The sequence below is a fragment of the Pseudomonas sp. SWI44 genome (genome assembly GCF_002947915.1).
GTDB lineage: Bacteria > Pseudomonadota > Gammaproteobacteria > Pseudomonadales > Pseudomonadaceae > Aquipseudomonas > Aquipseudomonas taiwanensis.
On record NZ_CP026674.1, the window covers coordinates 3,645,839 to 3,667,708 of the forward strand.

The 21,870-nt window shown below is 62.8% G+C and carries 23 protein-coding genes; 15 read left to right on the plus strand and 8 right to left on the minus strand.

What is annotated here, in order from left to right:
• Window positions 1-8: 8 nt before the first annotated feature.
• A complete protein-coding gene (locus C4Q26_RS17170; protein ID WP_023382142.1) occupies window positions 9-983 on the minus strand; it encodes a KpsF/GutQ family sugar-phosphate isomerase in 975 nt (324 codons plus the stop codon).
• Between the two features lie 248 nt (window positions 984-1,231).
• Here C4Q26_RS17170 and C4Q26_RS17175 point away from each other — a divergent pair, with 248 nt between their 5' ends.
• From C4Q26_RS17175 to hisC, 10 genes are all read left to right on the plus strand, one after another.
• Window positions 1,232-2,041 (plus strand): ATP-binding cassette domain-containing protein, encoded by an 810-nt coding sequence (locus tag C4Q26_RS17175; RefSeq protein WP_012270662.1) that lies wholly within the window; start codon window positions 1,232-1,234, stop codon window positions 2,039-2,041.
• A complete protein-coding gene (mlaE, locus tag C4Q26_RS17180; RefSeq protein ID WP_023382141.1) occupies window positions 2,041-2,838 on the plus strand; it encodes a lipid asymmetry maintenance ABC transporter permease subunit MlaE in 798 nt (265 codons plus the stop codon). The genes C4Q26_RS17175 and mlaE overlap by 1 nt, the downstream gene beginning before the upstream one ends.
• Complete coding sequence (mlaD, locus tag C4Q26_RS17185; RefSeq protein WP_023382140.1) at window positions 2,838-3,323, plus strand: outer membrane lipid asymmetry maintenance protein MlaD; 486 nt, start codon at window positions 2,838-2,840, stop codon at window positions 3,321-3,323. Before mlaE ends, mlaD begins: the two co-directional genes overlap by 1 nt.
• A gap of 9 nt (window positions 3,324-3,332) precedes the next feature.
• Window positions 3,333-3,980, plus strand: coding sequence for a phospholipid-binding protein MlaC (locus C4Q26_RS17190; protein ID WP_023382139.1), 648 nt, complete (start codon window positions 3,333-3,335; stop codon window positions 3,978-3,980).
• Window positions 3,977-4,279 (plus strand): lipid asymmetry maintenance protein MlaB, encoded by a 303-nt coding sequence (locus C4Q26_RS17195; protein ID WP_023382138.1) that lies wholly within the window; start codon window positions 3,977-3,979, stop codon window positions 4,277-4,279. The genes C4Q26_RS17190 and C4Q26_RS17195 overlap by 4 nt, the downstream gene beginning before the upstream one ends.
• Window positions 4,280-4,398: 119 nt before the next feature.
• Entirely contained in the window at window positions 4,399-4,638 is a 240-nt protein-coding gene (locus C4Q26_RS17200) for a BolA family protein (RefSeq protein WP_003255121.1), read from the plus strand.
• A gap of 23 nt (window positions 4,639-4,661) precedes the next feature.
• Entirely contained in the window at window positions 4,662-5,927 is a 1,266-nt protein-coding gene (gene murA / locus C4Q26_RS17205; RefSeq protein ID WP_023382135.1) for a UDP-N-acetylglucosamine 1-carboxyvinyltransferase, read from the plus strand.
• A gap of 93 nt (window positions 5,928-6,020) precedes the next feature.
• Entirely contained in the window at window positions 6,021-6,656 is a 636-nt protein-coding gene (gene hisG / locus C4Q26_RS17210) for an ATP phosphoribosyltransferase (protein WP_023382134.1), read from the plus strand.
• A gap of 126 nt (window positions 6,657-6,782) precedes the next feature.
• Window positions 6,783-8,108: a histidinol dehydrogenase gene (gene hisD / locus C4Q26_RS17215; protein WP_023382133.1), complete on the plus strand. Its 1,326-nt coding sequence runs from the start codon at window positions 6,783-6,785 to the stop codon at window positions 8,106-8,108.
• Between the two features lie 2 nt (window positions 8,109-8,110).
• Complete coding sequence (hisC, locus tag C4Q26_RS17220; protein ID WP_023382132.1) at window positions 8,111-9,157, plus strand: histidinol-phosphate transaminase; 1,047 nt, start codon at window positions 8,111-8,113, stop codon at window positions 9,155-9,157.
• Between the two features lie 100 nt (window positions 9,158-9,257).
• Here hisC and C4Q26_RS17225 read toward each other — a convergent pair whose 3' ends face one another.
• Window positions 9,258-10,415 carry an alkaline phosphatase family protein gene (locus C4Q26_RS17225; protein WP_104881315.1) on the minus strand — a complete coding sequence of 386 codons (1,158 nt, stop codon included), beginning with the start codon at window positions 10,413-10,415 and terminating at the stop codon, window positions 9,258-9,260.
• Between the two features lie 141 nt (window positions 10,416-10,556).
• Here C4Q26_RS17225 and C4Q26_RS17230 point away from each other — a divergent pair, with 141 nt between their 5' ends.
• The 4 genes from C4Q26_RS17230 to C4Q26_RS17245 all read left to right on the plus strand — a co-directional run bounded on the left by C4Q26_RS17230 (window position 10,557) and on the right by C4Q26_RS17245 (window position 13,454).
• Complete coding sequence (locus C4Q26_RS17230; protein WP_023382130.1) at window positions 10,557-11,207, plus strand: FadR/GntR family transcriptional regulator; 651 nt, start codon at window positions 10,557-10,559, stop codon at window positions 11,205-11,207.
• 13 nt (window positions 11,208-11,220) lie between these two features.
• The gene (locus tag C4Q26_RS17235) at window positions 11,221-12,501 is read left to right on the plus strand and encodes an MFS transporter (protein WP_104883345.1); all 1,281 of its coding nucleotides are present in this window, start codon (window positions 11,221-11,223) and stop codon (window positions 12,499-12,501) included.
• Between the two features lie 152 nt (window positions 12,502-12,653).
• A complete protein-coding gene (locus C4Q26_RS17240) occupies window positions 12,654-13,124 on the plus strand; it encodes a nuclear transport factor 2 family protein (RefSeq protein ID WP_023382128.1) in 471 nt (156 codons plus the stop codon).
• A 39-nt stretch (window positions 13,125-13,163) separates the two neighbouring features.
• A complete protein-coding gene (locus C4Q26_RS17245; RefSeq protein WP_023382127.1) occupies window positions 13,164-13,454 on the plus strand; it encodes a GIY-YIG nuclease family protein in 291 nt (96 codons plus the stop codon).
• Between the two features lie 31 nt (window positions 13,455-13,485).
• Here C4Q26_RS17245 and yejK read toward each other — a convergent pair whose 3' ends face one another.
• Complete coding sequence (gene yejK / locus C4Q26_RS17250; RefSeq protein WP_023382126.1) at window positions 13,486-14,493, minus strand: nucleoid-associated protein YejK; 1,008 nt, start codon at window positions 14,491-14,493, stop codon at window positions 13,486-13,488.
• A gap of 392 nt (window positions 14,494-14,885) precedes the next feature.
• Between yejK and C4Q26_RS17255 the strand changes: the two genes are divergently transcribed.
• Window positions 14,886-15,167, plus strand: coding sequence for an HU family DNA-binding protein (locus C4Q26_RS17255; protein WP_023382125.1), 282 nt, complete (start codon window positions 14,886-14,888; stop codon window positions 15,165-15,167).
• Between the two features lie 50 nt (window positions 15,168-15,217).
• On the opposite strand, the gene rlmF is transcribed toward C4Q26_RS17255, so the two are convergent.
• From rlmF to C4Q26_RS17280, 5 genes are all read right to left on the minus strand, one after another.
• Window positions 15,218-16,171 carry a 23S rRNA (adenine(1618)-N(6))-methyltransferase RlmF gene (rlmF, locus tag C4Q26_RS17260; RefSeq protein ID WP_023382124.1) on the minus strand — a complete coding sequence of 318 codons (954 nt, stop codon included), beginning with the start codon at window positions 16,169-16,171 and terminating at the stop codon, window positions 15,218-15,220.
• A 172-nt stretch (window positions 16,172-16,343) separates the two neighbouring features.
• Complete coding sequence (locus C4Q26_RS17265) at window positions 16,344-19,190, minus strand: valine--tRNA ligase (protein WP_023382123.1); 2,847 nt, start codon at window positions 19,188-19,190, stop codon at window positions 16,344-16,346.
• A gap of 197 nt (window positions 19,191-19,387) precedes the next feature.
• Window positions 19,388-19,753: a hypothetical protein gene (locus C4Q26_RS17270; protein ID WP_023382122.1), complete on the minus strand. Its 366-nt coding sequence runs from the start codon at window positions 19,751-19,753 to the stop codon at window positions 19,388-19,390.
• Window positions 19,754-19,758: 5 nt separating this feature from the next.
• A complete protein-coding gene (locus C4Q26_RS17275; RefSeq protein WP_023382121.1) occupies window positions 19,759-20,187 on the minus strand; it encodes a DNA polymerase III subunit chi in 429 nt (142 codons plus the stop codon).
• A 50-nt stretch (window positions 20,188-20,237) separates the two neighbouring features.
• Entirely contained in the window at window positions 20,238-21,731 is a 1,494-nt protein-coding gene (locus C4Q26_RS17280; protein WP_104883346.1) for a leucyl aminopeptidase, read from the minus strand.
• Window positions 21,732-21,870: the final 139 nt, after the last annotated feature.

Below are 21,870 nucleotides of genomic sequence, written 5' to 3' on the forward strand. Positions count from 1 at the left end.
TGCTCTCCTTACATGACCCCGGCGCGCAGCAGGTCGTGCATGTTCAGGGCGCCGGTCGGGCGGTCGTTCTGGTCGACTACCACCAATGCACTGATCTTGTGGTCTTCCATGATTTTCAGGGCTTCGGCGGCCAGCATTTCGGCGCGAGCGGTCTTGCCATGCACGGTCATCACCTGGTCGATCAGGGTGGTGTGCACGTCGATGTTGCGATCCAGGCTGCGGCGCAGGTCGCCGTCGGTGAAGATCCCGGCCAGCTTGCCATCCGGCTCGAGGATCACGGTCATGCCCAGGCCTTTGCGCGACATTTCCAGCAGCGCGTCCTTGAGCAGGGTGCCACGCTGGACCTTCGGCAGGTCATCGCCCGAGTGCATCACGTTCTCGACTTTCAGCAGCAGGCGACGGCCCAAGGCGCCACCGGGGTGCGAGAAGGCGAAATCCTCGGCGGTGAAACCGCGGGCTTCGAGCAGCGCGATGGCCAAGGCATCGCCCAGCACCAGTGCGGCGGTGGTCGAGGATGTGGGCGCCAGGTTCAGCGGGCAGGCTTCCTGGGCGACGCTGGCGTCGAGGTTGACCTCGGCGGCCTGCGCCAGGGGCGAGTCCGGGTTACCGGTGAGGCTGATCATCTGGATGCCCAGGCGCTTGATCAACGGCAGCAGGGTAATGATTTCGGCGGTGCTGCCGGAGTTGGACAGGGCGAGAATGACATCGTCGCGGGTGATCATGCCCATGTCGCCATGGCTGGCTTCGGCAGGGTGCACGAAAAATGCCGGCGTGCCGGTGCTGGCCAAGGTGGCGGCGATCTTGTTGCCGATGTGCCCCGACTTGCCCATGCCGACCACGACGACCCGGCCCTTGCTCGCCAGGATCAGTTCGCAAGCCTTGACGAAATTGGCGTCGATGCGGGCCATCAGGCTCTGGACGGCTTCGAGTTCAAGGCGCAGGGTGCGCTGGGCGGATTGGATCAGCTCGCTGGATTGGCTCATGTTCGGAAAGCAATGCCTGATGAAAAGGCGGCGATTATAGCCGCAATGGAAGAAACCCTCATCCTTTCCATCGTCCTATCGAATGTCATGAAAGTCTGTCCCTGGGCTGAACGAGTCAAGGCATGGCCTTGGGGCAGCCCTGTCAGCGGTGATATAGTTTCCCGCTATTCGGCCCGCCAGGGGCGCTTGTGCCTTCAAGAAGGAGGCCGGCGTCCATTAGGACGAGGTTGCACTAGCAAGGAGTCTAGATGAGTGTGGATAGCGCCTACGCGGTCGAGTTGAAGGGCGTCACCTTCAAGCGCGGTTCGCGCAGCATTTTCAGCAATGTCGACATACGCATTCCGCGCGGCAAGGTCACCGGCATCATGGGGCCATCGGGTTGCGGCAAGACCACATTGCTGCGCCTGATGGGCGCGCAGTTGCGTCCTTCCAGTGGAGAAGTCTGGGTGGCCGGGCAGAACCTGCCTACGCTGTCCCGAAGCGACCTGTTCGATGCGCGCAAGCAAATGGGGGTGCTGTTCCAGAGCGGCGCCTTGTTCACCGACCTCGACGTGTTCGAGAATGTCGCATTCCCGCTGCGTGTGCATACCCAGCTGTCCGACGAAATGATTCGTGACATCGTGTTGATGAAGCTTCAGGCCGTCGGCCTGCGCGGCGCCATCGACCTGATGCCGGACGAACTGTCGGGTGGCATGAAGCGCCGCGTGGCGCTGGCCCGCGCGATTGCGCTGGATCCGCAGATCCTGATGTACGACGAGCCCTTCGTCGGCCAGGACCCAATCGCCATGGGCGTATTGGTGCGGCTGATCCGCCTGCTCAACGATGCGCTGGGTATCACCAGCATCGTCGTTTCCCACGATCTGGCCGAAACCGCCAGCATCGCTGACTACATCTATGTGGTCGGTGATGGGCAGGTACTGGGGCAGGGCACTCCGGACGAACTGATGGGCTCCGACAATCCACGCATCCGCCAGTTCATGAAGGGTGACCCGGACGGTCCGGTGCCATTCCACTTTCCCGCGCCTGACTACCGCGCCGATCTGCTGGGGGCGCGTTGATGCGCAGAAAATCCTTACTCGAACGTATCCGTCTGTTCGGTCGCTCGGCGATCGACGTGCTGGCGGTGCTGGGGCGTTCCTGCCTGTTCCTGTTCCACGCACTGGTAGGGCGTGGGGGTATCGGTGGCGGCTTCCAGCTGCTGACCAAGCAGTTGTATTCGGTCGGCGTGCTGTCGCTGGCGATCATCGTCGTTTCCGGTGTGTTCATCGGCATGGTGCTGGCGCTGCAGGGCTACAGCATCCTGACCAAGTACGGTTCCGAGCAGGCGGTGGGGCAGATGGTCGCGCTGACCTTGCTGCGTGAGCTCGGCCCGGTGGTGACTGCGCTGCTGTTCGCCGGTCGCGCAGGCTCGGCGCTGACCGCCGAAATCGGCAACATGAAGTCCACCGAGCAACTGTCGAGCCTGGAAATGATCGGTGTCGACCCGCTCAAGTACATCGTCGCGCCGCGCCTGTGGGCCGGCTTCATCTCGTTGCCGATGCTGGCGTTGATCTTCAGCGTGGTCGGTATCTGGGGTGGGTCCTGGGTCGCCGTCGACTGGCTGGGTGTCTACGAGGGCTCGTTCTGGGCCAACATGCAGAACAGTGTTTCCTTTACCGACGACGTGCTCAACGGGCTGATCAAGAGCCTGGTGTTCGCCTTCGTCGTCACCTGGATCGCCGTATTCCAGGGGTACGACTGTGAGCCCACCTCAGAAGGGATCAGCCGTGCCACCACCAAGACCGTGGTCTATGCCTCGCTGGCTGTCCTGGGTCTGGACTTTATTCTGACCGCCTTGATGTTTGGAGATTTCTGATGCAAAACCGCACCCTGGAAATCGGTGTCGGCCTGTTCCTTCTGGCCGGGATCCTGGCGCTGCTGCTGCTGGCCCTGCGTGTCAGCGGGTTGTCGGCCAGCCCGAGCAGCGATACCTATAAAGTTTATGCCTACTTCGACAATATCGCCGGTTTGACTGTCAGAGCTAAGGTGACCATGGCCGGGGTAACCATCGGCAAGGTCACCGCCATCGACCTGGACCGTGATTCCTACACCGGTCGGGTGACGCTGCAGCTGGACAAGAATGTCGACAACCTGCCTGTCGACTCCACTGCGTCGATCCTGACCGCTGGTCTGCTTGGCGAGAAGTACATCGGCATCAGCGTGGGCGGTGAGGAAGACGTGCTCAAGGATGGCGCCACCATCCATGACACCCAGTCCGCACTGGTGCTCGAAGATCTGATTGGCAAGTTCCTGCTCAACTCCGTTGGCAAGGAACCGAAAGAAGCGCAACCGGCTAATTAAGGAGTTTCCATGATTTCGATTCTGCGACGTGGCCTGCTGGTCCTGCTGGCGGCCTTCCCCCTGCTGACCTTCGCTGCGCAGTCGCCGCGTGACGTGGTTCAAGGCACTACCACCGAGCTATTGAGCGACCTCAAGGCCAACAAAGAACAGTACAAGACCAACCCGAATGCCTTCTACGATGCGCTCAACCGCATCCTGGGCCCGGTGGTGGACGCTGACGGCATCTCCAAAAGCATCATGACCGTCAAGTATTCGCGCAAGGCCACGCCGGAGCAAATGCAGCGCTTCCAGGAGAACTTCAAGCGCAGCCTGATGCAGTTCTATGGCAATGCACTGCTTGAGTACAACAACCAAGGCATCACCGTCGACCCGGCTAAGCCTGATGATGGCAAGCGCGCCAGCGTCGGCATGAAGGTCACCGGCAACAACGGTGCCGTGTACCCCGTGCAGTACACCCTGGAGAACCTTGGCGGCGAGTGGAAAGTACGTAACGTCATCGTCAACGGCATCAACATCGGCAAGCTGTTCCGCGACCAGTTCGCCGACGCCATGCAGCGCAACGGCAACGACCTGGACAAGACCATCAATGGCTGGGCCGGTGAAGTGGCCAAGGCCAAGGAGGCCGCCGACAACTCTCCTGACAAGGAAGTGAAATGAGCGAGACCGGCGTGAGCATGGCCGAGCCTGGCGTTCTGCGCCTGGCTGGGGTGCTGGATTACCGCAGCGGCCCGGCTTTGCGCAAGCAGGGCCAGGCGCTGATCGCGGCATGTCGCGAAACGCACGTGGTGTTGGATTGCACGGCGGTCAGCAAGTCTTCCAGTGTCGGTCTGTCGCTGCTGCTGGGCTTCATGCGCGATGCCCAGGCCGGCGGCAAACGCTGGGAAGTGCGCGGCATGCCCGACGACATGCGCGAAATTGCCGGCGTCTACGATCTGGATGAGGTGCTGGCGAGCTGAACGCTCGTCGGTGAAGGTGGGCCCCTCGGTCAGCACATGCCCTTTATGGGCTTCGCAGGCGAGGGGCTTTTTTGTATGATGGCCGACCCGCGCGCATCGGGCGCCGATTGAGGTTGAGCATGCAGGCCGTAGAAGTTAAAAGCTTCCTTGAAGAGAAATTGCCGGGATCCCGGGTCGAAGTTGAAGGCGAAGGCTGCAACTTCCAGTTGAACGTGATCAGCGATGAGTTGGCTGGCCTGAGCCCGGTCAAGCGTCAGCAGGCGATCTATGCTCACCTGAATCCCTGGATCGCCAATGGCAGCATCCATGCGGTAACCATGAAATTTTTCAGCAGCGCAGCCTGGGCTGAGCGCACCTGAGCCAACTTGGCGGCGAGATTCCAATGGACAAACTGATTATTACTGGCGGCGCTCGTCTCGACGGCGAGATCCGCATTTCGGGCGCGAAGAACGCGGCCCTGCCGATTCTGTCGGCCACCCTGCTGGCCGATGGCCCGGTGACCGTGGGCAACCTGCCACACCTGCACGACATCACCACCATGATCGAGCTGTTCGGTCGCATGGGCATCGAGCCTGTGATCGACGAAAAGCTGTCGGTCGAGATCGATCCACGCACCATCAAGACCCTGGTAGCGCCCTACGAGCTGGTCAAGACCATGCGGGCGTCGATCCTCGTGCTTGGCCCGATGGTCGCCCGCTTCGGTGAGGCCGAAGTCGCCCTGCCGGGCGGTTGCGCCATCGGTTCGCGTCCGGTGGACCTGCACATCCGTGGCCTGGAGGCCATGGGCGCGAAAATCGAAGTCGAAGGCGGCTATATCAAGGCCAAGGCGCCAGAAGGCGGCCTGCGTGGCGCACACTTCTTCTTCGATACCGTCAGCGTGACCGGTACCGAAAACATCATGATGGCCGCTGCCCTGGCCAAGGGCCGCAGCGTGCTGCAGAACGCCGCGCGTGAGCCTGAGGTGGTCGACCTGGCCAACTTCATCAATGCCATGGGCGGCAAGATCCAGGGCGCCGGTACCGATACCATCACCATCGATGGCGTCGAGCGCCTGGGTTCGGCCAACTACCGCGTCATGCCCGACCGTATCGAAACCGGTACCTACCTGGTCGCTGCTGCCGTGACCGGTGGTCGCGTCAAGGTCAAGGACACCGATCCGACCATCCTTGAAGCGGTGCTGGAAAAGCTCAAGGAAGCCGGCGCCGACATCACCACCGGTGAAGACTGGATCGAGCTGGACATGCACGGCAAGCGGCCGAAAGCCGTGAACCTGCGTACCGCGCCGTACCCAGCGTTCCCGACCGACATGCAGGCGCAGTTCATCTCGCTCAATGCCATTGCCGAGGGCACCGGCGCCGTGATCGAGACGATCTTCGAGAACCGCTTCATGCACGTGTACGAAATGCACCGCATGGGCGCGCAGATCCAGGTCGAAGGCAACACCGCCATCGTCACCGGCGTACCTGTACTCAAGGGCGCCCCGGTCATGGCCACCGACCTGCGTGCATCGGCCAGCCTGGTGCTGTCGGCGCTGGTCGCCGAAGGCGATACCCTGATCGACCGCATCTACCACATCGACCGTGGTTACGAGTGCATCGAAGAAAAACTGCAGATGCTCGGCGCGAAAATCCGCCGCGTACCGGGCTAGTCGCCCGCTGGCGCAGGGACGCGCCATTCGAATTGAATGCGGTCGGGCGAAACACGCCCGGCCGGCAGTAGCCGCTTAAGGACCGACGTTCCAATGCTGACCATCGCGCTTTCCAAAGGCCGTATTCTCGACGATACCCTGCCGTTGCTGGCCGAGGCCGGTATCGTGCCGACCGAGAATCCGGACAAGAGCCGCAAGCTGATCATTCCCACCACGCAGGACGATGTGCGCCTGCTGATCGTGCGTGCCACCGACGTGCCGACCTATGTCGAGCATGGCGCCGCCGACCTGGGCGTGGCCGGCAAGGACGTGCTGATGGAGTACGGCGGCCAGGGCCTGTACGAGCCGCTGGACCTGCAGATTGCCCGCTGCAAGCTGATGACCGCGGGTGTCGTCGGTGCGCCGGAGCCCAAGGGGCGCCTGCGTGTGGCCACCAAGTTCGTCAACGTAGCCAAGCGTTACTACGCCGAACAGGGCCGTCAGGTCGACATCATCAAGCTGTACGGCTCCATGGAGCTGGCACCGCTGATCAACCTGGCCGACAAGATCATCGACGTGGTCGACACCGGTAACACCCTGCGCGCCAACGGCCTGGAGCCTCAGGAACTGATCGCCACGATCAGCTCGCGCCTGGTCGTCAACAAAGCCTCCATGAAGATGCAGCACGCCCGCATCCAGAGCTTGATCGACACCCTGCGCCAAGCCGTCGAATCGCGACACCGCGGCTGACTTCTGCGCGCGACCTCCGCTGTCGCGCCCGTCTATCCGCGTCATAGCCATTTTTCTCGGGTGCCCGCGCGGATGGACTGGTAGCCTAGGGCGCCTGAGCATTCGCTAACAATCGAGGCCCTCGCCATGACCGTGTCCACTGCAATTGCCCGTCTCAACGCTGCTGATCCGGATTTCGCCCGACATCTGGATCATCTGCTGAGCTGGGAAAGCGTGTCCGATGATGCGGTCAACCAGCGTGTGCTCGACATCATCAAGGCCGTGCGCGAACGCGGCGATGCGGCGCTGGTGGAGTTCACCCAGCGCTTCGATGGTGTGGATGCCAAGCGCATCGACGACCTGATTCTCGGCCGTGAACGCCTCGAACTGGCGTTGACCCGCATTACTCCCGCCCAGCGCGAAGCCCTGGAGAAGGCCGCCAGCCGCGTTCGCCTTTACCATGAACGGCAGAAACAGGACTCCTGGCAGTACACGGAGGCCGATGGCACGGTGCTTGGCCAGAAAGTGACCCCGCTGGACCGCGCCGGCCTGTATGTACCCGGAGGCAAGGCGTCCTATCCATCCTCGGTGCTGATGAACGCCATCCCGGCCAAGGTCGCAGGCGTGGGCGAGGTGGTGATGGTGGTACCGACCCCGCGTGGCGAGGTCAATGAGCTGGTCCTGGCAGCCGCGTGCATCGCGGGTGTCGACCGGGTCTTCACCGTCGGGGGGGCCCAGGCGGTCGCGGCCCTGGCCTATGGCACCGAAAGCGTGCCGCAGGTGGACAAGATCGTCGGTCCGGGCAACATCTACGTGGCCACCGCCAAGCGTCATGTGTTCGGCCAGGTGGGCATCGACATGATCGCCGGCCCGTCGGAGATTCTCGTGGTGTGCGACGGCCAGACCGACCCGGACTGGATCGCCATGGACCTGTTCTCCCAGGCCGAGCACGACGAAGACGCCCAGGCCATCCTGGTCAGCCCGGATGCCGCCTTCCTCGATCGTGTTGCCGCCAGCATCGACAAGCTGATGCCGACCATGGAGCGCGCCGAGATCATCGAGAAGTCGATCAATGGCCGCGGTGCCTTGGTCCAGGTGCGCGACATGCAGCAGGCCATCGAAGTGGCCAACCGCATCGCCCCAGAGCACCTGGAACTGTCGGTCGCCGACCCCCAGGCATGGCTGCCACAGATCCGCCACGCTGGCGCGATCTTCATGGGTCGTCACACCAGCGAAGCGCTGGGCGATTACTGCGCCGGCCCCAACCACGTGTTGCCCACCTCCGGCACCGCCCGCTTTTCCTCGCCGCTGGGCGTTTATGACTTCCAGAAGCGTTCGTCGATCATCTTCTGCTCCGAGCAGGGCGCATCCGAGCTGGGGCGAACCGCCTCGGTCCTGGCCCGTGGCGAGTCGCTGACCGCCCACGCCCGCAGCGCTGAATACCGTATCCTGACCCAAGACAAGGGGAACTGAGCATGAGTCGATTCTGGAGCCCCTTCGTCAAGGACCTGGTGCCTTACGTCCCGGGCGAGCAGCCTAAGCTGGCCAGACTGGTCAAGCTGAACACCAACGAGAACCCCTACGGTCCGTCGCCCAAGGCACTGGAAGCCATGCGCGGTGAACTCAGCGACAACTTGCGTCTGTACCCGGATCCGAACAGTGACCGGCTCAAGCAGGCGGTCGCCGATTACTACGCCGTGACGCCGCAGCAGGTGTTCGTCGGCAACGGCTCGGACGAGGTGCTGGCGCACATTTTCCACGGCCTGTTCCAGCACGGCGCGCCGTTGCTGTTCCCGGATGTCAGCTACAGCTTCTACCCCGTGTACTGCGGCCTGTACGGCATCGCGTTCGAACAGGTGCCGCTGGATGAGCAGTTCCAGATTCGCGTCGCGGACTATGCCAAGCCCAATGCCGGCATCATCTTCCCCAACCCCAATGCGCCGACCGGCTGCCTGATGCCGCTTGAGCAGGTCGAGCAACTGCTGCAGGCCAACCGTGATTCGGTGGTCGTGGTCGATGAGGCCTACATCGATTTCGGTGGCGAAACCGCGATCAAGCTGGTGGACCGCTACGACAACCTGCTGGTGACCCAGACCCTGTCGAAGTCGCGCTCGTTGGCCGGTTTGCGCGTGGGCCTGGCTGTGGGGCACCCGGACCTGATCGAGGCCTTGGAGCGGATCAAGAACAGTTTCAACTCCTATCCCCTCGACCGCATGGCCATCGTTGGCGCGGCTGCGGCCTTCGAGGACCGGGCTTACTTCGAGGAAACCTGCCGCAAGGTGATCGACAGCCGCCAGGCACTGGTCGAACAACTTACGGCCAAGGGCTTCGAAGTGCTGCCGTCGGCCGCCAACTTCATCTTCGCCCGCCACCCGCAGCAGGATGCGGCGCAGTTGGCGGCGCGGCTGCGTGAGCAGGGCGTGATCGTGCGTCATTTCAAGCAGGCGCGCATTGCCCAGTTCCTGCGCATCACCATCGGCACGCCGGAAATGAACCAGGCGTTGCTCGATGCGCTGAATTGAGCCGGTAGTCCACTCGCCGGCAAGCCAGCTCCCGCAGGCACTGTGCTGATCTCCAAGGTCGGTACGGTTTCTGTGGGAGCCGGCTTGCCGGCGTTTGCTTTCAAGGGGCAATGGTCGGCTTGTTGCGCACAGCCACCGGTATTCCATCCAGCACCAGGACGTAGTCGTTGGCCTGGCGCATGCCTTGCGGGTCAATCCATTGCTGAACGCTCGCCTGTACGTGAGCGGCCAATTGGCCATTGCGGTAGATGACAACCATCTGCTGTGATGAACTGTTCCACAGCAGCTTGGACTCACTTTCCCTTACCCTTGCCTTGCGCACTCCCGTGTCGCCCAGCAACGGCGTGCCATCGAGTTTCCAGTCGGGTAGCACGTCGAGCCCCATGTGCCGCAGCACCGTGGGCACCACCGACGTTTGAGCGGCAAAGCTGTACAGATTGTTCGGCCCGGGGTGGTCTTGCGCAGTGCTGGGCTCGGTCAGTTCTTCGTTCAGCGGTTTGTTGCTGGCGATGAACACGGTCTTTTCCTGCTCGCTCACGCCGCCGTGACCCGTGCCCCAATAGTCCCGGCCATGGTCGGTGCTGACGACCACCAGCCAATCTTCCAGCGGATGCTTGTGGCGTCGCTCGTCCAGTTTGTCCAGCAGGCGGCCCAGACGGCTGTCCGCATTCTGCAGGGCCTGCTGGTAGCGGGCGCCGAAGCCGTGGTCGTGACCGACCTGGTCAGGCTCATCCAGCTGGATGAAAGTGAAATCCGCCGGAGTGCTGTCGAGGATTGCCAGGGTACGCTCGATAACTTGCTCGTCGGTCAACCCGCTTTCGCGCACATCGTTGCCCTGGGCATCTTCCAGCAGGAACGCGGTGTTGATGGGCGACCAGTTCACAATGCTGGAAAGGTAGGCGTGGGGCAGGGCCTGTCTGAGCCGTCGGAACAGGCTTGGGTAGGCCGGGTCGAGCCTCAGTGACGGCTCGTTGGACACCACGCCGTGCTTGCTCGCCCAGACGCCGGTCAGCAGTGTCATCCACCCTGGGCCGCTGAGGGTTGCCTGCTCGCTCGCACGGCCAGTGATGCCTCCGCTATACGCCTTGCCGTAGTGCAGTCGCCGCTTGAGGTTGGTGTCTTCTCCCAGTTGCTCGTAACGCTGCAACTGGACACCGTCCAGGCCAACGATCAGCGTCTTGGGTTGAGCGGCCTTTGGCGACAGGTCGCAGCCGGCCAAAAGCAGGCACAGAAGCAGGGGCCATCGGTGAAACGGCATCGGTACATGTCCTCCAGCGCAACGCGCCAAGCGTTGCAACAACGCGGGCTGACCACAACTGGCAAAAATGCCAGGTGGTTTGCTGTTGCTGGCGCCTTGCTTTAAGCTTTCGAAAATTCATCGGATGATTGGTTGAGTAACATGAGCAGTGAATTGTCCAAGCGCTCGCTGGTCGAGCTGGCGGTCGAGCGCATGCGTGAGCGGATCCTCCAGGGTGACTGGCAGGTCGGCCAGCGCTTGCCGACCGAGCCCGAGCTCGCCCTGGAGCTGGGCATCAGCCGCAACACCGTGCGTGAAGCCATGCGCGTCCTGGCATTCAGTGGCCTGGTGGAAATCCGCCAGGGCGATGGCAGCTACCTGCGCACGGCCCAGGACCCATTGCAGGCCGTGCTGGCCATGTCGCGCTGCACGCCTGAACAAGCCCGCGAAACGCGGCACATCCTGGAGACCGAAGCCATCGGCCTGGCAGCCTTGCGCCGTACCGAAGCGGATGTGCAGGGGCTGCGTGAGGCATTGGAAGACAGCGGTAAGCACTTTCACGGCGACATCGATGCCTATGTGAACTGCGACCTGGTGTTTCACCAGCGGCTGGTGGATGCCGCGCACAACCCGTCGCTGAGCGAGCTGTATCGCTATTTCTCCGGTGTGGTGGCGGCTGCGCTGCAACGCAACATGAGCACGGTGCCGCGCTCCCAGGTGACCTTCGATCTGCACGGAGAGATTCTCCAGGCCGTCGAGCAGCGTGATCCTGAGCGGGCCAAGCGCCTGAGCCGAACCCTCATTGAATCCTGATATCGAGAAGGCCATGGCCGAACCAATGACCCGAAATACTTCCGACGGCGAGCGGGAGTTCGATGAACTGCTGATCGACGCTGAAGCCAACGACGCGCAAGTACAACAGCAACCGGTGGCGCTGGCGCGCCCGTGGCTGCTGTTGCTCGGGCTGGTACTGGTGGCGCTGAACCTGCGTCCCGCGTTGTCGAGCATGGCGCCTGTGCTGGGGCAGGTCTCTGCAGGCCTGGGCTTGACGGGCTCCGAGGCCGGGCTGCTGACCACGTTGCCAGTCCTCTGTCTTGGCCTGTTCGCACCCCTGGCACCGATTCTGGCGCGTCGTTTTGGTGGCGAGCGCGTGATTCTCGGTATCCTGTTCACCCTGGCCCTGGGCATTCTGGTGCGCAGCACCCTGGGGGTTGCGGGTGTCTTCCTGGGCAGCCTGATGGCCGGTGCGAGCATCGGCATCATCGGTGTTCTGCTACCGGGCATCGTCAAGCGAGACTTCCCGCGGCATGCCGGCACGCTGACCGGTGTCTATACCATGGCGCTATGCCTCGGTGCTGCGATGGCGGCGGGTGCCACGGTACCTTTGGCCACGCGCTTCGACGGTAGCTGGGCAATGGGGCTCGGGTTCTGGTTGGTGCCGGCATTGTTGGCGATGCTGGTGTGGTTGCCCCAGGCGCGCCAAGGACATGGCCTGCACAAGGTCGCCTATCGCGTGCGTGGGCTGTGGCGTGATCCGCTGGCCTGGCAGGTCACGCTGTACATGGGGTTGCAGTCGTCGTTGGCGTATATCGTCTTCGGCTGGTTGCCGTCGATTCTGATCGGGCGCGGCTTGAGCCCGACAGAGGCGGGGTTGGTGTTGTCCGGTTCGGTGATCCTGCAGCTGGTCAGTTCGCTCAGTGCACCTTGGCTGGCGACCAGGGGCAAAGACCAGCGCCTGGCGATCGTGATTGTCATGCTGCTCACCCTGGCCGGCTTGTTCGGTTGCCTGTATGCGCCGCTTTCCGGCCTCTGGGGGTGGGCGGTGGTGTTGGGGCTGGGCCAGGGCGGCACCTTCGCCCTGGCACTGACCTTGATCGTACTGCGCTCTGGGGATGCGCACGTAGCTGCCAACCTGTCCAGCATGGCCCAGGGGGGCGGCTACACGCTGGCCTCCATGGGGCCTTTCGCCGTGGGGGTGGTGCATGACTTGACGGGAGGCTGGGCGGCTGTGGGTTGGATCTTCGCCGTTCTGGGTATCGGTGCCCTCGTGTTCGGGCTTGGGGCGGGTCGGGCTGAGCATGTGCAGGTAACCTGCGAAAAAGTGTGAGGTGGGCGGCTGCACTGCGCCTGTGGCCGGCAAGTTGGCGCTGGCAGCGGTGGTTGCTGGCGATGGGTATTCATGGCGCAAATGGGCATGGCGTTGCAGGCGCTGGCGGATTATCGTGCAGCCTTCGCCCCCTCCAAGATGGACCTGAGCCCATGAGCGACGCCAACCGTGACCTGATCAACCGCTTCTACCAGGCCTTCCAGCGCCTGGACGCCGAGGCCATGGTGGCGTGCTACAGCGACGATATCGTCTTCAGCGACCCGGTGTTCGGCATGCTGCGTGGCGACGACGCAGGTGACATGTGGCGCATGCTCACCACCCGCGCCAAAGACTTTTCGCTGACCTTCGACCAGGTCCAGGCCAACCATGACAGCGGCTGCGCGCACTGGGTGGCCACCTACCTGTTCAGTCAGACCGGGCGCGTCGTGATCAACGATATCCAGGCCCGCTTCGTGATTCGTGATGGGCTGATCTGCCAGCATGACGACAGCTTCGACCTGTGGCGCTGGTCGCGTCAGGCGTTGGGTCTGCCAGGTGTGCTGCTGGGCTGGTCACCCATGCTACAGAACAAGGTACGTCAACAAGCGTTCAAAGGGCTGCGTGCGTTCCAGCAAGCGCGCTGAGCGGGTAAGCTGTCGGCTTTATCCTCAGTGCGAAGCCTCGTGAGCGAAGTCGTCGAAAACACCACCGGCAAACCCTGGTACGTCTACCTGGTACGCGCCGCCAATGGCTCTTTGTACTGCGGCATCAGTGATGACCCGCAGCGGCGGTTCATCGCGCATCAGAAGGGGCAGGGCGCCCGCTATTTCAAGACCAGCCCGGCCCAGGCGCTGGTCTACGTCGAACAGTGGCCGGACAAAGGCGAGGCGCTGCGCCAGGAGCGGCTGGTGAAGAAACTGCGCAAGTCGGCGAAGGAGGCGTTGGTAGCCTCCTATGGCGCCGGTATCGCCTGAGAAGTTGGGGCCCTTGACTGGCCCGGCCCTGTCAGTCCTTGCGTCGCTTGAGCTGATCGACCAGCTGCGTTGGCAGGCCCTTGATGATCAAGGTTCCGGCCGCCTCGTCATACTCCACCTTGTCTCCCAGCAAATGCGCCTCGAAGCTGATCGACAGCCCCTCGGCGCGACCCGTGAAGCGGCGGAACTGATTGAGGGTGCGCTTATCGGCCGGAATCTCCGGCGAGAGCCCGTAGTCCTTGTTGCGAATGTGATCGTAGAATGCCTTGGGGCGGTCCTCGTCGATCAGGCTGGACAGCTCTTCCAGTGTGACAGGTTCGCCGAGCTTGGTTTGCGTGGTGGCGTACTCGACCAGCGTCTGGGTCTTCTCGCGTGCGGATTCCTCAGGCAGGTCTTCGCTCTCGACGAAATCGCTGAATGCCTTGAGCAGGGTGCGGGTTTCCCCTGGGCCGTCGACCCCTTCCTGGCAGCCGATGAAATCACGGAAGTAATCCGAAACCTTCTTCCCATTCTTGCCCTTGATGAACGAGATGTACTGTTTGGAATTCTGGTTGTTCTTCCACTCGGACAGGTTGATGCGGGCGGCAAGGTGCAGTTGGCCCAGGTCCAGGTGGCGTGAAGGGGTGACATCCAGCTCGGCGTTCACCGCCACGCCTTCACTGTGGTGCAGCAGGGCGATGGCCAGGTACTCGGTCATGCCTTGCTGGTAGTGGGCGAAGAGGATGTGCCCTCCAGTGGAGAGGTTGGATTCTTCCATCAGTTTTTGCAGGTGTTCGACTGCCACCCGGCTGAAGGCGGTGAAGTCTTTCTCGCCATCGAGGTACTGCTTCAACCAGCCGCTGAGCGGATAGGCGCCGGACTCGCCGTGGAAGAAGCCCCAGGCTTTGCCTTGCTTGGCGTTGTAGCTGTCGTTGAGGTCGGCCAGCAGGTTTTCGATGGCGTCCGATGCGCCAAGCTCGCTATCACGTGCATGGAGCACGGCGGGGCTGCCATCGGGCTTCTTGTCGATCAGGTGAACAATGCAATGACGGATTGGCATGGAATTCTCGAATGGGGTTGGGCGGTGCATGGCCGCGCTGCAAAGTCGCCAAGTTTACCTGAGTGAACCGGTGATGCAGTGGCCAGATGTTGGCGTAAATGCCTGTTGTTCGTTTTTTGTTCAATTTTGTGCGTTTTCGGGCTAAACCCCCGAAAAACCAGCACAAAATCAAAGTTGGCAGCGGATATTTATCCATTCCTGTGGTAGCTTTGCGCGGTCTTGCGCCCCCTGAAGTGGCGCATTGCTGGCAGTTGCTGGCGTCGTGTCGAACCAAACGCCGATTTTCGAATCTACATACGCGATTGGCGCGGCCCTCCAGTATTCAGGGGCTGGCCCGATAACGACGTAGCACGCTGCATAACCTCTGAATTTTTTAGGGAAGGAACACCATCATGGCATTGACCAAAGACCAACTGATTGCCGACATCGCCGAATCGATCGCCGCGCCAAAAGCCACCGCTAAAAACGCTCTGGAGCAACTGGGCCAGATCGTTGCTGACCAACTGGAAAACGGCGCTGAGATCACCCTGCCAGGCATCGGCAAGCTGAAAGTCTCCGAGCGTCCTGCCCGCACTGGCCGCAACCCTTCGACTGGCGCTGCCATCGAAATCGCTGCCAAGAAAGTCGTCAAGTTCGTTCCGGCCAAAGCTCTGACCGACGCCATCAACAAGTAATTGTCGATGTCTTGATGAAACCGCGCCCGGCTTGTCCGGGCGCGGTTTTTTCATGCCTGCGATTTACGCCGCGCATGCCAGGCCTGGCGCGCTGCGTCATCCTGGAAGCTCCAGGCGACCATGCGGCTCTGCTTCTGTCCCTGGCCCATCTCGACGATACGCACGGCCTTGGTTCCGACCTTCTTCAGGGCGGCCTCGATGCCAGGCAGGTTGCTGGCCTTGGACACCAGGCTGGTGAACCACAGCACTCGCTCGGCGTATTGCGCGCTTTCCTCGACCAGCTGGGTGACGAAGCGGATCTCGCCGCCCTCGCACCATAGCTCGTTGTTCTGTCCGCCGAAGTTCAGCACAGGCAACCTACGCTGGGGATCCTGCTTGCCCAGGTTCTTCCATTTGCGCTGGCTGCCACGGGTGGCTTCGTCGCGTGAAGCGTGAAAAGGTGGGTTGCACAGGGTCAGGTCGAAGCGTTCGTCCTCTTGCAGCAGGCCGCTGAGGATGCGCTTGCGGTTGGCCTGCTGACGCAGGGCGATTGCCTTGCTCAGGCCATTGGCCTGGACGATGGCCTTGGCCGAGGCCAGGGCCACGGGGTCGATGTCCGAACCCAGGAAGCGCCAGCGATAGTCGCTGTGGCCCAGCAGGGGGTAGATGCAGTTGGCGCCGACGCCGATGTCCAGTGCGCGCACTTGGGCGCCCTTGGGGATGTCGCCGGCATTGTCCTCGGCCAGCAGGTCGGCGGCGACGTGGATGTAGTCGGCGCGGCCTGGAATCGGCGGGCACAGGTAGTCGGCAGGGATATCCCAGTGCTGGATGCCGTACTGTGCCTTGAGCAGGGCGCGGTTAAACACCCGCACGGCTTCGGGGTTGGCGAAGTCGATGCTGGGTTTGCCGTAGGGGTTGGTGATGGTGAAACGGGCCAGGTCAGGGTGGGCCTTGATCAGGCTGGGGAAGTCATAGCGGCCCTGGTGGCGGTTGCGCGGGTGCAGGGTGGGTTTGTTCGGGGTCATGCTCGGGTCCGGTGTTGCTTGCGCTGGCCAGAGGGCCGCTGTGCGGCCCATTCACGGCCAAGGCCGCTCCCACAGGATAGTGGTGCTACTTCAAGGCAGCCTCATTCCTGTGGGAGCGGCCTTGGCCGCGAACGAGGGCGAAGCCCTCGCCGGTCAGATCAGCAATGTCAGGTTACAGCGCTGCAATCCGCGCATGCTGCTCGGTGAAGTTGGCCAGGGCCTGCTCGGACTCGGCCAGCTTGGCGCGCTCCTTCTCGATCACTGCAGGCGGTGCCTTGTCGACGAAGGCGGCATTGGACAGCTTGCCACCCACACGGGCCACTTCGCCTTGTAGACGCTGGATCTCCTTGTTCAGGCGAGCCAGTTCGGCGTCCTTGTCGATCAGGCCGGCCATCGGTACCAGCACCTGCAGGTCACCCACCAGCGCGGTGGCCGACAGCGGGGCTTCGTCCTGCTCACCGAGAACGGTGAACGACTCGACCTTGGCCAGCTTCTTCAGCAGTGCTTCGTTTTCCTGCAGGCGACGTTGATCGTCGGCATTGGCGTTCTTGAGGAACAGCGGCAGCGGCTTGCCAGGACCGATGTTCATCTCGGCGCGGATGTTGCGCAGGCCGACCATCAGCTGTTGCAGCCACTCGATATCGCCTTCGGCGGCGACGTCGATGCGTTCTTCGTTCGCCACCGGCCAGGGTTGCAGCATGATGGTCTTGCCTTGGATGCCTGCCAGCGGCGCGATGCGCTGCCAGATCTCTTCGGTGATGAACGGCATGAACGGGTGGGCCAGGCGCAGGGCCACTTCCAGCACGCGAACCAGAGTACGGCGAGTGCCGCGGGCACGTTCGACCGGGGCGTTCTCGTCCCACAGCACGGGCTTGGACAGCTCCAGGTACCAGTCGCAGTACTGGTTCCAGATGAACTCGTACAGGGCTTGGCTGGCCAGGTCGAAACGGAACTGCTCGAGTTGGCGAGTCACTTCGGCTTCGGTGCGCTGCAGCTGCGAGATGATCCAGCGGTCGGCCAGCGACAGCTCGACGGCTTCGCCGTTCTGGCCGCAGTCCTCGCCTTTGTCCAGCACGTAGCGGGCGGCGTTCCAGATTTTGTTGCAGAAGTTGCGGTAGCCCTCGACGCGGCCCATGTCGAACTTGATGTCACGACCGGTGGAAGCCAGCGAGCAGAAGGTGAAACGCAGGGCGTCGGTACCGTAGCTGGCGATGCCTTCCGGGAACTCGGCCTTGGTCTGCTTGGCGATTTTCTCGGCCAGCTTGGGTTGCATCATGCCGCTGGTGCGTTTTTCCAGCAGGGCGTCGAGGGTGATGCCGTCGACGATGTCCAGCGGGTCCAGCACGTTGCCCTTGGACTTGGACATCTTCTGGCCCTGGCCGTCACGCACTAAACCGTGCACGTAGACGGTCTTGAACGGTACCTGCGGGGTGCCGTCTTCGTTCTTGATCAGGTGCATGGTCAGCATGATCATGCGCGCAACCCAGAAGAAGATGATGTCGAAGCCGGTGACCAGCACGTCCGTGGAGTGGAAGGTCTTCAGGAACTCGGTCTGCTCCGGCCAGCCCAGGGTGGAGAAGGTCCACAGGCCCGAGCTGAACCAGGTGTCGAGCACGTCGTCGTCCTGGCGCAGCACCACGTCGGCGCCGAGGTTGTGCTTGGCACGGACTTCTTCTTCGTTGCGGCCGACGTAGACCTGGCCAGTCTCGTCGTACCAGGCTGGGATGCGGTGGCCCCACCACAGCTGGCGGCTGATGCACCAGTCCTGGATATCGCGCATCCACGAGAAGTACATGTTCTCGTACTGCTTGGGCACGAACTGGATACGGCCATCTTCGACCGCGGCGATGGCAGGTTCTGCCAGCGGCTTGGTGGAAACGTACCACTGGTCGGTCAGCCATGGCTCGATGACGGTGCCCGAACGGTCGCCTTTCGGCACTTTCAGGGCATGGTCATCGATGCTCACCAGCAGGCCTTGGGCGTCCAGGTCGGCGACGATCTGCTTACGCGCGACGAAACGGTCCAGGTTGGCGTACTGGGCAGGCAGGCGGGTGTCGATCTGCTCGTTGACGGAGCCGTCGAGGTTGAAGGCCTGGGCGCTTGCCAGCACCATGGCGTTCTTGTCGAAGATGTTGAGCAGCGGCAGGTTGTGGCGCTTGCCGACTTCGTAGTCGTTGAAGTCGTGGGCCGGGGTGATCTTCACGCAGCCGGTGCCGAATTCCGGGTCGCAGTAGTCGTCGGCGATGATCGGAATGCGACGACCGACCAACGGCAGTTCGACGAACTTGCCGATCAGCGCCTGATAGCGCTCGTCGTTCGGGTTGACGGCAACCGCCACGTCGCCCAGCAGGGTTTCCGGACGGGTGGTGGCAACGACCAGGTGGTCCTTGCCTTCAGCGGTTTTGGCGCCGTCGGCCAGCGGGTAGCGCAGGTTCCACAGGTGGCCTTTCTCGTCGTGGTTTTCGACTTCCAGGTCGGAGATGGCGGTGTGCAGCTTGGTGTCCCAGTTGACCAGGCGCTTGCCGCGATAGATCAGGCCGTCTTCGTGCAGGCGTACGAAGGCTTCCTTGACCGCTTCGGACAGGCCGTCATCCATGGTGAAGCGCTCGCGGCTCCAGTCCACGGACGAGCCCAGGCGGCGGATCTGACGGCTGATGTTGCCGCCGGACTGCTCTTTCCATTCCCAGACTTTCTCGAGGAAGGCTTCACGGCCCAGGTCATGACGGTTCTGGCCCTTGGCCTCGAGCTGGCGCTCGACCAGCATCTGGGTGGCGATACCGGCGTGGTCGGTACCTGGCTGCCACAGGGTGTTGCGGCCTTGCATACGGCGGAAACGGATCAGGGCGTCCATGATCGCGTTGTTGAAGCCGTGGCCCATGTGCAGGCTGCCCGTCACGTTCGGCGGCGGGATCATGATGGTGTAGGACTCGCCTGCACCTTGCGGGGCGAAATAGTTCTCGGACTCCCAGGTGTTGTACCAGGAAGTTTCGATGGCGTGCGGCTGGTAGGTCTTATCCATGCGCGGCGGGACCCTATGGCATTTATTCGGGAAAGCCGGGAAGTATAACCAAGGTGGGGGCCGCAAGCGACACGCCTCTGTCATCTGTTGGCGCGGCGATGCCTGCTTCGCAGGTAAACCCGCTCCCATCGGGACCGCGCAGGCGCCTGCCGGTGGGAGAGGGCTTACCCGCGAAGGGGCGCCGCGAGACGTGGACCTTACTCGGAGCGCTTGATCAGGCGTTCCATGCGCGCATCCAGCCGGCGCTTGATTTCGGTCTCGATATGCGGGGTAAAGTCGTTGATCACGTCCTGCATGATCTGTTGCGCGGCTGCGCGCAACTCGCTTTCCAGGTGCAGCAGCGTGTCCTGGCGGCGGGTCTGCGGGTCATCCGCGGTGGCTGCAGGCACAGGCTCGGGTTCGACCGGCGGGTTGCCTGCCGGTACATCGAGCAACAGCGGAATCTGTTCCACCGTCTCGGTCAGCAGAGGCGGTTGCAGGTTGGCATCTCCCAGCAGCTGGCGAATCGACTCCAGGTCGTCGAGCAGATGGGCGGAATCGGGTAGGGCGGAAGGCTTGTCCATCGTCGTCAAAGTCGCTGTAAGCGGTGGTCTTGCAGAGCATAGCCCCGTTCGCGGTAGAAACGGAATCGTTCGCGCGCTGACTGGCGGATGCCAGGCTCCTCGACGACGATCTCGGCAACCCGTTCGAACTGGTCGACGAACCCTGGCACCGAGGCGCCGAGGTTGATCAGCAGGTCGCGGTGGTCGCCTGCATCGTCAGCCAGGCCCAAGGCCACTTGGGCATCGGCATGCGCTTCGGCCCGGTCGTGAGGCACGAAAGCCTCGCCCTTGAAACGCCACAGGCGCAGGTCCAGCTCGTCGCGTTGTTCGGCGTCCTGGCAATGCAGGTAGACGCGATGGCCGAGCCGCCAGGCCTTCTCGCACAGCTTGCAGGCGAAATCCAAGCGTGCCGACAAGGCGTCGGTGGGCAGGATGTAGAAATCGACTTTGCTCATGGTTTGGTCTACCGGCCGGTGGCGCATTGGGCGCCACCGGTTTCACGGTTTCAGGCGCCGGCGCGGTCCAGCAGGTACTGCGTCAGCAATGGAACCGGGCGACCCGTGGCGCCTTTGTCCTTGCCGCCGCTGATCCAGGCGGTGCCGGCGATGTCCAGGTGCGCCCAGTTGTAGGCCTTGGCGAAGCGCGACAGGAAGCACCCTGCGGTGATGGTGCCGGCTTTTGGGCCGCCGATGTTGCCCATGTCGGCGAACGGGCTGTCCAGTTGTTCCTGGTATTCATCGAACAGTGGCAGCTGCCAGGCGCGGTCGTCGGCGCGCTTGCCGGCGTCGAGCAATTGATCGATCAGCTCGTCGTTGTTGCCCATCAGTCCCGAGGTGTGGCTGCCCAGGGCGACGATGCAGGCGCCGGTCAGGGTGGCGATATCGATCACGGCCTGAGGCTTGAAGCGCTCGGCGTAGGTCAGGGTGTCGCACAGCACCAGGCGGCCTTCGGCGTCGGTGTTGAGGATTTCCACGGTCTGGCCGCTCATGGTGGTGACGATGTCGCCCGGGCGAGTCGCGCCGCCGCTAGGCATGTTCTCGGCACAGGCCAGCAGGCACACCAGGTTGATCGGCAGTTGCAGTTCCAGCACTGCGCGCAGGGTGCCGAACACACTTGCCGAACCGCACATGTCGAACTTCATTTCATCCATGCCGGCGCCAGGCTTTAGGCTGATGCCGCCGGTGTCGAAGGTGATGCCCTTGCCGACCAGCACGAAGGGTTTCTCGCTTTTCTTGCCGCCCTGGTAGTTCATCACGATCAGCCGTGGAGGCTGGTCGCTGCCCTGGCCCACGGCATAGAAGGCGCCCATGCCCAGGTCCTTGATCTTCTTCTCGTCCAGCACTTCGACTTTCAGCGACTTGTGTGCCTTGCCCAGCTCCTTGGCTTGGTCCGCCAGGTAGCTTGGATGGCAGACGTTCGGCGGCAAGTTGCCCAGGTCGCGGGTGAAGGCCATGCCGGTGGCGATGGCGCTGGCGTGCTTTACGGCGCGCTCGGCTTCGGTCTGGCCGGCCTTGTCGGTCAGCAGGGTGACTTTCTTCAGGGCCCGCGGCTCAGCCTTCTGGCTCTTGAAACGATCGAACACGTACTCGCCGTCGAGCAGGGTTTCGGCCAGCAGGCGGTACTTGCCGTAGTGAGCGTCGCGGTTGCTGACAGCGATGTCGTCCAGGGCCAGTACGGCATCTCCGCCGCCCAGGTTTTTCAACACGCCGGCCACGCTGGCTACCAGCTTGCGCCAGGCGCGATCGCCAAGGGCTTCTTCCTTGCCGCTGCCAACCAGCAGCACGCGTTCGGCCTTGAGCCCTGGCAGGCTGTGCAGGAGCAGGGTCTGGCCAGGCTTGCCGGCCAGGTCGCCACGCTTGAGCAGGGCAGCAATGGCGCCGTCGGAGGCTTGGTCGACGGCCTTGGCGACAGCGCCGAGCTTACGACCTTCGCCTACTGGTACGACCAGCGTTGCGGTTTTCACAGATGCAGCAGCTACGCTTTTTACAACCAGTTCCATGTCAGGGTCCCCGAATGATCTTTACCGTAGGCGCTGAATGTTCGCGTGCGCCGGGCAGGCTTGGCCGCGTGGTCGCGTGCCAGTGGAAAAGCTGCCAGTTTGAGCCTGCGACAAGCGTGCTGACAACCCCGACGTGCGG